The organism is Pantoea anthophila (assembly GCF_026104315.1).
GTDB classification, from domain to species: Bacteria; Pseudomonadota; Gammaproteobacteria; order Enterobacterales; family Enterobacteriaceae; genus Pantoea; species Pantoea anthophila.
The window spans coordinates 317,864-331,249 of the sequence record NZ_CP110471.1; the positions used below are offsets into that span (position 1 = coordinate 317,864).

A 13,386-nucleotide genomic window follows, 5' to 3' on the forward strand; every position below is an offset into this window, starting at 1 on the left:
CGCTCACCATAATCCGCCTGATTCGTGGCCGCCTGTCTGCGGCACTTCCTGTCCGGCGCGATGCCGGACAACCCCATTGAGGAGGATCTATGGTTACGCTGGGTAAAGCTGAACTGATACTGACCCATGGCAAATTTCATACTGTTGACCGCAGCAATCCGGTGGCAGAAGCCGTTGCGATTCGTGACGGAAAATTTGTTGCGGTGGGAACGCTTGCCGACGCGATGGCGTTTCATTGCGACGGCACCAGGGTGATCGATCTTAAAGGTCACACCGCCGTGCCTGGTCTTAATGACTCTCACTTGCACCTGATCCGCGGTGGCCTGAACTACAACCTTGAGCTGCGCTGGGAGGGCGTTCCCTCTGTCGAGGATGCGCTGAGGATGCTGAGAGATCAGGCACTGCGAACCCCGACGCCTCAGTGGGTACGGGTCGTGGGCGGCTGGACGGAATTTCAGTTTGCCGAGCGGCGCATGCCGACGCTGGATGAGATCAATGAAGCAGCGCCCGACACACCGGTCTTCCTGCTGCACCTCTATGACCGCGCCCTGATCAACCGCGCCGCGCTGAAAGCGGTCGGCTACACCAGAGAGACGCCCAACCCGCCGGGGGGAGAAATCCAGCGCGACAGCAACGGTAATCCTACCGGCCTGCTGATCGCCCGTCCCAACGCCATGATCCTTTACGCCACGCTGGCGAAAGGCCCGACGCTGCCACTGGAGCAGCAGGTCAACTCAACCCGGCAGTTTATGCGTGAGCTGAATCGCCTGGGGCTGACCAGCGCCATTGATGCGGGCGGCGGCTTCCAGAACTATCCCGAAGATTACGAGGTGATTGCAGAGCTGCATCAGAAAAAGCAGATGACGGTGCGCATCGCCTATAACCTTTTTACCCAGCGTCCGGGCCATGAGCTGGAGGACTTCGAAAAGTGGACTGACATGCTGACGCCAGGTCAGGGCAGCGACTATTTCCGTCACAACGGCGCAGGTGAAATGCTGGTCTTCTCAGCCGCCGACTTTGAAGACTTTCTGGAGCCGCGACCCGACCTGGCCCCCGGCATGGAGGATGAGCTGGAGCGCGTGGTGCGTCATCTGGTGGAACATCGCTGGCCTTTCCGCCTGCATGCGACCTATGACGAATCGATTAGCCGGATGCTGGATGTATTCGAGAAGGTCGACCGTGACATTCCGTTCAACGGGCTGCACTGGTTCTTCGATCACGCGGAGATGATCACACAGCGAAATATCGACCGTATCAAAGCGCTGGGCGGCGGCATTGCCGTGCAGCACCGCATGGCCTTCCAGGGGGAATATTTTGCGGAGCGTTACGGCATTGAGGCGACCCGCGATACGCCGCCGGTGCAGAAAATGCTGGAAACCGGCGTTCCGGTCGGACTCGGCACCGATGCGACCCGCGTGGCCAGCTACAACCCCTGGACCGCACTCTACTGGCTGGTTTCCGGCCGCACCGTGGGCGGCATGCAGATGTATGACGTCAATGCCCGCCTTGACCGCGACACGGCGCTGATGCTCTGGACCCAGGGCAGCGCCTGGTTCTCCAGTGAGCAGGGCAAAAAAGGTCAGATCCAGGTCGGACAGCTGGCGGATCTGGCGGTGCTGAGCAAAGACTACTTCAGCGTGCCGGAAGAGGAGATCAAGGGCATCGAGTCCGTGCTGACCGTGGTGGATGGCAATATCGTCTATGCCGCCGGTGCATTCAGCACGGAGGCACCGCCCGGCATTCCGGTTCTGCCAGAGTGGTCGCCGGTGGTCAGGGTTCCCGGCCACTATCGCAGCGCGCCGCCGGTGGCACAGAGCCGTGCCGGGATGATGCCTGCCGCGCACCATTGCAGTGGCCCGTGCGGTGTCCATCGCCATTCGCACGAAATTGCCCGTGGTGCCGGCGTGCCGGTCGCTGAGGATAACGCCTTCTGGGGGGCGCTGGGCTGCAGCTGCTTTGCATTCTGATGATGAAGAACGTATCTGCTTACTCGCCCCGTCTTAATGCGGGGCTGTTCTTCCTGCGCCTGACCGGCAGCCTGCTGCTGTTACAGGTGCATGGCGTGCCGAAAATTCTGCATTTCAGCGAAGAACTGACGCGTATCGAGGACCCGTTTGGGCTGGGCCCGATGATGAGCCTGCTGCCGGCCATTCTGGCGGAAGTGATCTGCCCGATCCTCATTATCTTCGGCTGGGGGAGTCGGATTGCCTGCCTGCCCATCATCGGGGTTCTGCTGGTCGCGATGCTGGTGGTGCATCCGGACTGGTCACTGGCGGAGGGCCAGTTCGGCTGGCTGTTGCTGATCATCTTTACCACGCTGGCACTGACCGGGCCGGGCGACTGGCGGCCGGGCGCGGCAAAACCCCGGGAGGTTCGTCATGGCGCAGGCTAAGGATATTCAGCTGTCTGAACAGGCCCAGCCTGGTGAACAGCCCGCTGGCGAGGTGTCGCCCTTAGCGCCACTGCGCCAGCCGGTGTTCCGCATGCTCTGGATTGCGACCGTGGTTTCCAATATTGGGTCATGGATGAACGATGTGGGGGTCAACTGGAGCATGCTGACGCTGAGTGCTGACCCGCTGGCCGTCGCGCTGGTTCAGGCGGCCAGCAGCCTGCCGATGTTTCTGTTCGCGCTGCCTTCCGGCGTCATGGCCGATATCATTGACCGTCGTAAATACCTGCTCTTTTCTCAGATCTGGACATTTATTGCCGCCGCCGGTCTGACGCTGCTCGCCTGGACCGGACAGGTGACACCGGAATACCTGCTGGCCGCCGCCTTTTTACTGAGCGCCGGGGCTGCCATGAGTTCGCCCCCCTTCCAGGCAATCGTGCCGGATCTGGTCGCAAAAAAGGAGCTGGGTGCCGCGATTGCCCTTAACTCGCTGGGTATCAATATCAGCCGCGCGATAGGTCCGGCGCTGGGCGGCCTGATCCTGTCGTTTACCGGCCCGTGGATGGTCTTTCTGCTCAATGCGCTGTCGGTGCTGGGTGTGACCTGGGTGCTCTGGCGCTGGAAAGCGGAGCCGGCCATTCAGCGTCTGCCCCCTGAGCACTTCTTTTCGGCGGTGCGCGCCGGTCTGCGTTATGTTCACGCTGCACCGGTGTTGCGAAACGTCCTGGTTCGCACCCTGGCATTCTTTCTGTTTGGCAGTGCGGGCTGGGCGCTGCTGCCGCTGGTGGCGCGGCGTGAACTCGGCCTTGGCCCCGGCGGCTACGGCATTATGCTGGCCTGCATCGGTGTCGGCGCGATTACCGGCGCGGTGCTGCTGCCGCGTCTGCGGCGTCATTTCAGTTCCGATCGCCTGATGGTCATCGCCAGCCTGATCTTCGCCCTGACCCTGCTGGCACTCGCCTTTGTGCGCCACTTCTGGCTGCTGAATGCGTGTGAGTTTTTCACCGGGCTGGCCTGGATTACGGTGCTGTCGACGCTGAATCTCGGCGCACAGCGCAGTGCCGCGAAGTGGGTGAAAGCGCGTGCGCTGGCGGTCTATCTGACGCTCTTCTTCGGTTCCATGACCGCAGGCAGCGCAATCTGGGGACAGCTCGCCTCCCGCTTCAGCATTCCACTGTCACTCTGCATCGCCGCGGCAGGGATGGTCATCGCCAGCGCGACCGTCTGGCGCTGGCGGCTCGATCAGGACCCCGATCTCAATCTCGACATAATCGGGGATGGCGTCACACCCCCCGCACTGGATATCCGCCATGAACGCGGACCGGTGATGGTGAATTACGAATATCGGGTTACGCTTGATGATGTACACGCCTTTACGATCTGCATGCAGGATATGCGGCGGGTGAGGCGTCGCGGCGGCGCCATCAGCTGGTCTCTTTATGAAGATATTCTGCAGCCCGGCATTTTCGTGGAAACGTTTGTGGTGGGCTCCTGGGTCGAACATCTGCGGCAGAAGGCGCGCTACACCATGAACGATAAAAAGATTGAGCGGCGGGTTTTCGCCTTTCATCAGGGTGAAACCGCCCCTGAAGTTCGCTATCTGGTGGCCCCGGTTTAACGGGCGCATCACCGACATATCATCCATCACGTCAGACAGAGGGCAATATCATGAGCACCTTTAAAGCAACCGACGGCACGCAAATCTATTTTAAGGACTGGGGCACCGGTAAGCCTGTTTTATTCAGTCACGGCTGGCCGCTGGACGCGGATATGTGGGATAGCCAGATGAACTTCTTGGCCGGGCGCGGTTATCGCGTGATTGCCTTTGACCGCCGCGGTTTTGGTCGCTCCGATCAACCCTGGAACGGCAATAATTACGACACCTTTGCCTCAGATATCAACGATCTCATCACCCATCTGGATCTGCAGCAGGTGACGCTGGTCGGTTTTTCTATGGGTGGCGGCGACGTGACGCGCTACATCGGCCAGTATGGCAGCGATCGCGTGGCGGCGCTGGTGCTGCTGGGTGCAGTCACACCCATCTTTGGTAAAACGGCAGACTATCCGCAGGGGGTGGATATGTCGGTCTTTGAAGGTATCCGCGACGGCCTGCTTAAGGATCGCGCCCAGTTTATCAAAGAGTTTGCCACTCCCTTCTATGGCACCAACGCCGGGCAGACCGTTTCCGAGGGCGTTCTGACGCAGACGCTGAACATTGCCCTGCTGGCCTCGCTGAAAAGCACCGTGGATTGCGTGACGGCCTTTGCCGAAACCGATTTCCGTGCAGACGTGGCGAAGGTGAAGGTGCCGACGCTGGTGATTCATGGCAGCAACGATCAGGTCGTTCCGTTTGAGTCTACCGGCAAAGTGGCGGCGGAGATGATTGAGGGGGCGGAACTGAAGGTTTATGACAATGCGCCGCATGGTTTTGCGGTGACGCATCAGGATCAGCTGAATCAGGATCTGCTGGCCTTCCTGAACGCACTCTGACCCACACAGGGCGCAGCCGCGACTGCGCCCTTTTCACCCGCCTGAGCGCCTTGCCAGCGACAGCCGGTTCATGCCGGATTGTCCCCCACTGTCGCTTCACCTCCCGTCATTGTGCCGGAATCCGCATCTTTAACCACTGGCCCGCACCACCAGCTTAGCCGGCATCACTACCCGCTGCGGCGGCACATCGGGCTGGGCGATTTTTTGCAGCAGCAGCTCGCAGGCCCGGCGCCCCATCACGCCTGAAGGCTGTGCCAGGGTCGTTAACGGAGGAGACACCATCTCCGCCAGGTCGCTGCCATCGAACCCCACCACGGCAATATCCTGCGGGATCCGCAGGCCCGCCTGCTGGATCGCCGCCATCGCCCCTGCCGCCAGCGTGTCAGACACGGCAAACACCGCATCGGGCCGCGTCTCCCCGGCCAGCAGCGCAAGCATCGCCGCTTTACCGGCGCTGAAACTCAACGCGCTGGCGCAGATGATGGTCTGCCATTCCCGCTGCTCCTCTTCCAGTTGCCGGAGGTAGCCCTGCTGCCGCAGCCGGGCATATTTGTAGCTCAGATCATGATTGATCAGCGCAATACGCTGGCGTCCCTGGGCGGCCAGATGTCGCACCACAGCCTGCGCGGCACGCTGATCGTCAATGCCGACGCAGGAGACCCGCCCCTCATCATCGTGTTCGGCGCACTGCACCCAGGGTGCCGCGCCAATCAGCTGACTCAGCTCCGGCAGCTTACTGAAAGCGTCCATGGTGATGATGCCATCCACCATCTTGCCGGAAAGCAGTTGCAGACTGGAACGTGATCGGGCGATATCGGCCCCCGAATTACAGAGCAGAATGCGATACCCCTGTTGCTCCGCCTGCGCCTCAATGCCTTTCACCACTTCAGCGCAGAAGGGGTTAGAGATATCGGAGACCAGCACCAGAATCATCGAGCTGCGGGCGGTGCGCAGCTGTCGCGCCAGCAGATTGGGCTGATAGCGGCTCTCTTCTATCGCCGCCAGCACTTTCTCCCGGTTGGCCGGTTTAACCCGGTCGCTGTTATTCAGCACTCTGGAAACCGTGGCGACGGACACCCCGGCCATCCGGGCGATTTTCTGAACAGACATAGCGCTCCCTGTTTTAATCCTGTGCGGTTCCGGTTATCCGCGCACTTCACGCATCGCGATCCAGCCCCAGCTGCTGACGCACTGACGGGCGGTTTTCACCGGACGCGGCAAAATCATCAAAGGCGCGATCGGCCACCGGAATAATATGACGCTGGATAAACGCCGCACCTTCCCGCGCGCCCGTCTCACCCGCCTTCAGGCAACACTCCCACTCCAGTACCGCCCAGCCGTCATAGTCATACTGCGCCAGCTTACTGAAGATGTCGCCGAAGTCTATCTGGCCGTCGCCTGGCGAGCGAAAACGCCCGGCGCGCGTCAGCCAGGGCTGATAGCCGCCATAGACCCCGCTACGCCCGTTAATCTGATACTCCGCGTCCTTGACGTGAAAGGCTTTGATGCGTGAATGGTAGTGGTCGATGAACTGCAGATAATCGATGTGTTGCAGGTGAAGATGGCTGGGATCGAACAGGATATTGCAGCGGGGATGATGATTGACCTCAGCCAGAAAACGTTCAAACGTGACACCGTCATGCAGATCTTCGCCGGGATGGATCTCATAACAGAGATCAACACCGTGCTGGTCAAAAACGTCCAGCAGCGGCAACCAGCGGCGCGCCAGTTCGGCAAAGGCTTCTGCAAACAGCGCGGCATTGTGGGGCGGCCAGGGATAGAACCAGGGCCAGGCAAGCGAGCCGGAGAAGGTGGCGTGAGCGCGCAGGCCGAGCCTTTCCGACGCGGCTGCGGCACGTCTGAGTGTGGTCATCGCCCACTCCGTGCGCCTGGCAGGATCGCCACGCAGCGTTGCCGGTGCAAAATTATCGAAAGCGCTATCGAAGACGGGATTGACGGCAATCAGCTGCCCTTCGAGATGCGTCGACAGTTCGCTGATTTCGAGGCCAGAATCGGCCAGCACCCCCCGCACGTCATCACAGTAAGTCTGGCTCACCGCCGCCTGTTCGAGGTCAAAAATGGCGGGCTGATGGCAGGGGATCTGCAGCGCCCGGTATCCCAGTCCCGCCGCCCATTCCGCCAGCCCGGCCAGCGAGTTGAACGGAGGCTGAGAGGTAATGAACTGTGACAGGAAGAGTCCCGGCCCTTTAACTGTTTTCATCTGTCGCTCCTGCGCGCCGCCAGCGCTTATTCACGGAAACGGAAAGAGAAGAAGAAAATAATCGCGATCAGCGCGGCGGCGCCCGCAGGAATCCACCAGAACAGCGCCCAGTTCTGCGCACTCACCTGACCCGCAACCAGATGGTTGTAGAGCGCGCCGGAGATTTGCGAACCCAGCAGCATGCCGATGCCATAGGTGAACATCACCACCATGCTCTGCGCCTGTCCCTTGACCTTTTCACCGGCGATGCGATCGGTGTAGATAAATCCCACCACAAAAAAGAAGTCGTAGCAGACGCCATGCAGCAGAATGCCGAGGTAGATCAGGGTGCGCGTCTCATCACTCATGCCCAGTGCAAACAGGGCATAACGCACAAACCACGCTGACATGCCAATCAGCAGCATCGCCTTCACGCCGAGGCGGCGAAACAGCAGCGGGATGATCAGCATGAAGAGAATTTCAGACATCTGGCCCAGTGACATCAGTGTGCTGACGTTGCGGACACCGGCATCCGCCAGCCAGGAGGCGGTGAAGGCGTAGTAGGTGCCCAGCGGAATCGAGATCAGGGTGGCGCACAGCGCGAAGACAAAGAAATGACGCTGTTTAAGCAGGGCAAAGGCATCCGCGCAGAAGAGATCGCGGACTTTCACCGGCAGACCTTTAGCGGGCGCTGGCGTGTGCGGCAGCGTCAGGCTGTAAAGAGCGAGCAGCACGGAACAGAGTGCGGCCAGCTGGAACACGGCCACACTGTCGGCAATGGCGGCCACGCCAATAAAGATCCCCGCCGCAATCCAGCCGATAGTGCCGAAAACCCTGACGATGGGAAAACTCTTCTCACTGCTGGCGAGGCTGTGAAAAGCGATGTTGTTTGCGAGCGCCAGCGTCGGCATAAAGCAGAGCGTGTAGCCAAATAAGAGCGCGATCAGCAGCGCTCCGTTCTCTGCCATAAGCGCCTGTGGCACAAACCAGAGAATCATCGCACCGGCCAGATTCATCACCGCCATCACCTTCTGGGAAGGGAAAAAGCGATCCACCAGCATGCCGAGCACAAACGGCGACAGAATCGAGGCGATAGGCCCGGCAGAGAAGGCATCCCCGATCAGCAACGGCATGTTGTGGCGGGTCATGACCAGGCCCAGCGTCACCGACCAGCTGCCCCAGATAAAGAACTGCATAAACATCATCAGAGAGAGGCGCGGAACCAGCAGCTTATGCTGCACCCGCTGGCCTGCACTCTCCTGCACCGTTGCAATCATAGGAACCTCACCCGTGAGTCATCGATTACCTTGTCTGAGTGTAAAAGTAATCGATTACAAAATGAGCTTCTCTCGCCGGGATCACAAATTATTAACGCTGCGTTATCATTACGCGCTTTACACACGCGCCGGACGCTGCAGATCATGAGCTGACATTCGCCATCTGCGTTTTGCGGAAACGATAACGCTCATAGAGCACGGCGTAGAGACCCCCTGTTACCACCAGAATCGCACCGACCATGGTGGCAGAGTCCGGCAGGTTGCCCAGCAGCAGATAGCCCACCGCCACCGACCAGATCAGGGTGGTGTAGTCAAACGGGGCCAGTAGTGAGGCCTCGGCGTAGCGCAGACTCAGCGTCATCAGAATCTGGGTGATGCCGCCCAGCAACCCGCAGCCCACCAGCAACGCCAGTTGATTGCCCTGCGGCACCTTCCATCCGGCAGGCAGCGTAACCAGCGACGTTAAGGCGGTGGTGATGGCGAACCAGAAAGCAATAGCGCCCGGTTTCTCTTTGCCGTTAAGAAAGCGGATCTGAACCAGCGCACAGGCGGTGCAGAATGCGGCCATTAACGCCAGCAGGATCCCGGCCGACGCGGAGAGCGAGAAGCTGCCCTGCTGCGTCAGCGAGAGATGCCCGGAGAACATGACCAGAATGCCGGTGAATCCCATAAAGACGGCAACCCAGCGGTGATGACGGACTTTTTCACGCAGCAGCAGTGCCGCCAGCAGCACGGTAAACAGCGGCGCGGCATAGTTGATCGCGGTGGCATCCGTCAGTGAGATATAAAGCAGCGAAAGATAGCTGAAATAGAGCCCACCGGTCCCCGCCAGCCCGCGCACAACGTGGCCGCGAATGTTACGGGTGCGGATGCCGTCCAGCACGCTGCCCTGGATACGCAGCCAGATTAACAGCGGCACCAGCGCCAGCAGCGAGCGAAAAAAGATCACTTCGCCAACCGGTATCGCCCCATCCAGTTGTTTTACACAGGCCAGCATCAGCGTGGAGCTCAGCGCAGCCATGACCTTCATTGCAATGCCAGCAGAGGCGTTCATAGAGCAGATAACCTTCCGGGTGGTAAACGTCAGCAGGAGAAGTTCTTTGCCTCTATAGTCGCACAGCGATAAACGGCTATCTGCCGCGATAAGCCTGCTGACGGCATTTTATCTTTTTTTCTCACCGTTTTACGGCATGAAGAGGTCAGCGGCTCATCCGCTGTCAGGAGGGAGTGGCTTAATGGCAGGCTTCAAAACGCAAAAAACCCGCACAGGGCGGGTTTTTTCAATCATCAATGCTCGCTTAACTGCTCAGGCTGTTGCCGTCATCGCTATCGTAAGCCGCATTGATCATCAGACGTTACATCGGGACAACGTTTGCCGCTGATGGGCCTTTCGCGCCGTTTTCAATGGTGAATTCGACCTGCTGACCTTCATCGAGGGTTTTATAATCGTTGCTCTGAATGGCAGAGAAATGAACGAATACATCTTTGCTGCCATCCTGCGGGGAGATAAAACCAAAACCTTTGCCCGCATCAAACCATTTTACTAAACCAGTCATTTTATTCGACATCGATACTTCCTTAATAATGAGCCACGATGTGGCAGAGATGGCCTGTCTTCCAGAAATAAACTTACCAGGATTTTAGGAGGAGACTCACGAAGAAGGGGTATCTTGAGATATCGCTTGCACTGAGGACTGCTTGACTAAAACTGCTTTGATAAGGTCTGTGTTCCAAACCGATGACGCTATTAAGTCATGCCTGCCCGACATTAGCAAACATTATTTTAATTTAATTTTAACATCCAGACGGCCAGGCATCTTTACTGATTTGTCTGGCCTTTTTTATTTCCCGAACGGCGGAAAAGATAACGAACGCTGAATCTTCATAGCCGCAATCCGGTTCAGAGGCTGGCTGCACCCCGTTTCCCATGGGTTTCAGCCAGCCCCGCGCAGCGACAACCCCGGCTGCCGCTGCGCCCTGCCCGGCGGCTATCAGGCCAGTTCAGCCTGCTGGCGGGCGGCATGCCGCGCCGTCATCACAAAGACCATCAGGCCGCCGACCCCCAGCGCCACGCCAACCCACGCCGTTGACAGCCAGCCATAACCCAGCGACACCGTCAGGCCACCGAGATAGGCGCCCATCGCATTGGCGATATTCAGCGCCGAATGGTTCATCGCGGCCGCCAGGGTCTGTGACTCATTGGCAACATCCATCAGGCGGATCTGCAGTGATGGCAGCAGCACTGAACAGGTGCCGATCAGGAAGGTCGCCAGCAGGCCGGTTGCCACATGCTGGACCAGCACCGGGAAGGCCAGCATCACCAGCACGTTCCAGAGCAGTGTCCAGCCGATAATGTTCAGCACCGGCCCATCCGCCAGACGACCACCGACCAGATTACCGATGATCATCCCCAGCCCGAACGCCACCATCGCCCACGGGATCAGCGAGGGAGAGATACCCGCAATATTGATCAGCGTCGGGGCGATATAGCTGAAGATCGCAAACATGCCGCCAAAACCGACGGCGCCCACCAGCAGAGTCAGCAGCACCTGCGCGTTTTTCAGCGCACCCAGTTCACGCAGCGGATGAGCCTCTGTATCGCCAGGTGTATAAGGCACATAGCGGCCAATCAGCAGACAGGTCAGCAGACCAATCGCGCCGACAAAGGTGAAGACCACGTGCCAGCTGAACAGCTGACCTATCCAGGAGCCGAGCGGCACCCCGATCAGGGTGGCCACCGTCAGTCCCAGCATCAGCGAGGCCAGCGCACGACCCCGTCGCGCCGGCGACACCAGTGACGCCGCGACCAGTGAGGCCACGCCAAAGTAAGCGCCGTGCGGCAGGCCGGTCAGAAAACGCGCCACGATCAGGCCGTGGTAACTGTCGGCCATCGCGCTGGCGACGTTGCCGATGCTGAACAGTGCCATCAGGATGAGCAACAGCGATTTACGCGCCATCCGCGCCGCCAGCACCGCAATAAATGGCGCGCCAACCACCACCCCCAGCGCATAACTGGCGATAGCGTTGCCCGCCTGCGGTTCGGTGATGGCGAGCGAGCGCGACACGTCCGGCAGCAGGCCCATCATGATGAATTCGCCGGTTCCGATGCCGAAGCCGCCCAGTGCAAGGGCCAGCAATGCCCAGCGGACAAAACCGGCATCGTCGGTTTTATGATCTTTTCTTAACAAAATGGATTCCCAATGGCCTGAGCTGAAAAACTGAAGTGAGCCGGAGGAAGGAAGCAGAGCGTGTTCCGTCCGGATGAAGCGGCCAGACTATAAAAAGTCAGGCCGCGCATGGCAACCCATTTTGTGATCTGGCGCACATTCCATCCGCACAGGCGACTATGGCATGCCGGTATTCACCCGACGGCCGATGTCTTTCAGCTGGGAATACTTCTCCAGCAGCTGAGGGCCATCATCGAGGCTCATGGCAAACATCCACATATAGGTCATCACCGAATAGATGTGACCCGCGCTGGTGCCACCCCGGCCCGCCATTAACGCGATGGTGCCAGCAAACAGCAGCGCGGCCATGCTGCCGATGGCCAGATAACCGCAGGCTTCCCGATTAGAGAGACGGATACGCAGGCTGGCTAAAACCCCATAATGACGGCTGAGTGAAGCGGCGTTCGCATGGGTAACGAAATTCACCTCTTTCTCCAGCCGGTTGTTAAGTCGATTAAACAACGCATCATTTTTGCGGGTAAAGCCTGGCAGAAAACAGGCGAAAAACAGCAGGATCGCCAGGCACCCTGCGCCAGTCCAGAACTCAATGGCCAGCAGCATCACCGCCGCCCCGGTCATCGACGCCAGCGAGGTAATCAGCACCGGCAGATGCTTCTCAAAGAAATCGACAAACTCGCGTGATAACGCCACCCTTGCCGCAATCGTCGACGCGCTCTGATTTTCGCTGCGCTGCGCCACAATCACTGGCACCGCCAGCTCCGCATAGATGCGGGCAAAGGTGTGGGTGTCGACGCTGCGCCGGGCTGCGCCAATCGCCCACATAGTAAACACCATCGCCGCATAGAGTATCGCCTGCCAGGTTCTGCCGGAGAGGATGGCATTGATAGCAAAGCCCGCCAGCAGCGGATAAAGCAGATACATGACATTTTCCGCGACCACCAGCAGCAGCGTAAAGAAGAGCTTGCGGCGATGGCGACGGCCGAGCGCTTTCAGTGTCAGAATAGCGCTGCGGGGAGCCGTAACGGGAAAGATAAGTTTAGAGGAAGACATCGTTTCTGTTTCTGATAGTGTTATCCTTGAGCGGTTGCTCAAGTATGAAAAAGAGTCTATTTGAGCATTTGCTCAAAGTCAATGTGAGAGTCATGATGAAAGCGTCAGCAGAAGCACTGAAGACAAAAATCCTGGATGCCGCGATAGCATTATTTATTGAGAAAGGGATAGAAAAGGTCACCACCCGCGAGCTGACCGAGTCGGTGGGCATTTCACGCAGCCACATTTATCACTACTTCAGTAACTGGCAGAGCCTCTGTCTGGCCGCACTGGAGCGCTTCATGCGGCAGGATTATGAAGCCTTCGCAGATTCCCTGTCCGGCCTCATGCCGCGTCAGAAACTGCTGCGCCTCTTTGAAAGCCATCTGCCCGCCGCACCGGATGCCACCTGGCAGCTCTATGCCTCCTTCTGGCAGAGTGCGGCACACTATCAGCCCTATGCCGGGCTGGCAGAGACGATGACGGCAGAGTGGCAGGAACTGATGGAAACCATTATCCGTGACAGCGTCACTGACGGTACACTGCGCTGCGCCGATATCGCCCGCACCGCCAGACAGATCAGCGCCATGCTTAACGGTTATGCCGACTTACTGACGGTTAATCCCTCAGAAGCGAAGGCGCGTGAAGCGCTGGCGGATTTAAACCAGTTTATAGATTGTGTGCTGGGATAAAGGGATTTAAACGCGCACTGACCCAACTGCAACGGGACGTTTTTAATTAAATGTTAAAAAAAGGTTTATTATTTTAATTGGTCATTACATCTATAGCGGGATATATGCAGCTTCGCTAATT

The 13,386-nt window shown here is 58.7% G+C and carries 12 protein-coding genes; 5 read left to right on the forward strand and 7 right to left on the reverse strand.

Annotation, left to right across the window (positions count from 1 at the left end):
- Window positions 1–89: 89 nt before the first annotated feature.
- The 4 genes from OJ965_RS01520 to OJ965_RS01535 are packed head-to-tail and all read left to right on the forward strand — an operon-like array spanning window position 90 to window position 4,879.
- The gene (locus OJ965_RS01520; protein ID WP_265135358.1) at window positions 90–1,967 is read left to right on the forward strand and encodes an amidohydrolase; all 1,878 of its coding nucleotides are present in this window, start codon (window positions 90–92) and stop codon (window positions 1,965–1,967) included.
- Between the two features lie 2 nt (window positions 1,968–1,969).
- A complete protein-coding gene (locus OJ965_RS01525; protein ID WP_265135592.1) occupies window positions 1,970–2,392 on the forward strand; it encodes a DoxX family protein in 423 nt (140 codons plus the stop codon).
- The gene (locus tag OJ965_RS01530; RefSeq protein ID WP_265135359.1) at window positions 2,379–4,007 is read left to right on the forward strand and encodes an MFS transporter; all 1,629 of its coding nucleotides are present in this window, start codon (window positions 2,379–2,381) and stop codon (window positions 4,005–4,007) included. The genes OJ965_RS01525 and OJ965_RS01530 overlap by 14 nt, the downstream gene beginning before the upstream one ends.
- Before the next feature lie 50 nt (window positions 4,008–4,057).
- Complete coding sequence (locus OJ965_RS01535) at window positions 4,058–4,879, forward strand: alpha/beta fold hydrolase (RefSeq protein WP_046102644.1); 822 nt, start codon at window positions 4,058–4,060, stop codon at window positions 4,877–4,879.
- 129 nt (window positions 4,880–5,008) lie between these two features.
- Here the strand turns inward: OJ965_RS01535 and OJ965_RS01540 are convergent, their stop codons facing one another.
- From OJ965_RS01540 to OJ965_RS01570, 7 genes are all read right to left on the reverse strand, one after another.
- Window positions 5,009–5,989, reverse strand: coding sequence for a LacI family DNA-binding transcriptional regulator (locus OJ965_RS01540; RefSeq protein WP_265135360.1), 981 nt, complete (start codon window positions 5,987–5,989; stop codon window positions 5,009–5,011).
- Window positions 5,990–6,035: 46 nt separating this feature from the next.
- Entirely contained in the window at window positions 6,036–7,100 is a 1,065-nt protein-coding gene (locus OJ965_RS01545) for a sugar phosphate isomerase/epimerase family protein (RefSeq protein WP_265135361.1), read from the reverse strand.
- A 26-nt stretch (window positions 7,101–7,126) separates the two neighbouring features.
- Entirely contained in the window at window positions 7,127–8,356 is a 1,230-nt protein-coding gene (locus OJ965_RS01550; RefSeq protein ID WP_265135362.1) for an MFS transporter, read from the reverse strand.
- Between the two features lie 142 nt (window positions 8,357–8,498).
- Entirely contained in the window at window positions 8,499–9,410 is a 912-nt protein-coding gene (locus tag OJ965_RS01555; protein ID WP_265135363.1) for a DMT family transporter, read from the reverse strand.
- Window positions 9,411–9,711: 301 nt separating this feature from the next.
- Complete coding sequence (cspE, locus tag OJ965_RS01560; protein WP_003855207.1) at window positions 9,712–9,924, reverse strand: transcription antiterminator/RNA stability regulator CspE; 213 nt, start codon at window positions 9,922–9,924, stop codon at window positions 9,712–9,714.
- Window positions 9,925–10,347: 423 nt separating this feature from the next.
- A complete protein-coding gene (locus OJ965_RS01565; protein WP_140923454.1) occupies window positions 10,348–11,544 on the reverse strand; it encodes an MFS transporter in 1,197 nt (398 codons plus the stop codon).
- Between the two features lie 156 nt (window positions 11,545–11,700).
- Window positions 11,701–12,594 carry an ABC transporter six-transmembrane domain-containing protein gene (locus OJ965_RS01570; protein ID WP_140923455.1) on the reverse strand — a complete coding sequence of 298 codons (894 nt, stop codon included), beginning with the start codon at window positions 12,592–12,594 and terminating at the stop codon, window positions 11,701–11,703.
- A 95-nt stretch (window positions 12,595–12,689) separates the two neighbouring features.
- Here OJ965_RS01570 and OJ965_RS01575 point away from each other — a divergent pair, with 95 nt between their 5' ends.
- Complete coding sequence (locus OJ965_RS01575; RefSeq protein WP_265135594.1) at window positions 12,690–13,265, forward strand: TetR/AcrR family transcriptional regulator; 576 nt, start codon at window positions 12,690–12,692, stop codon at window positions 13,263–13,265.
- Window positions 13,266–13,386: the final 121 nt, after the last annotated feature.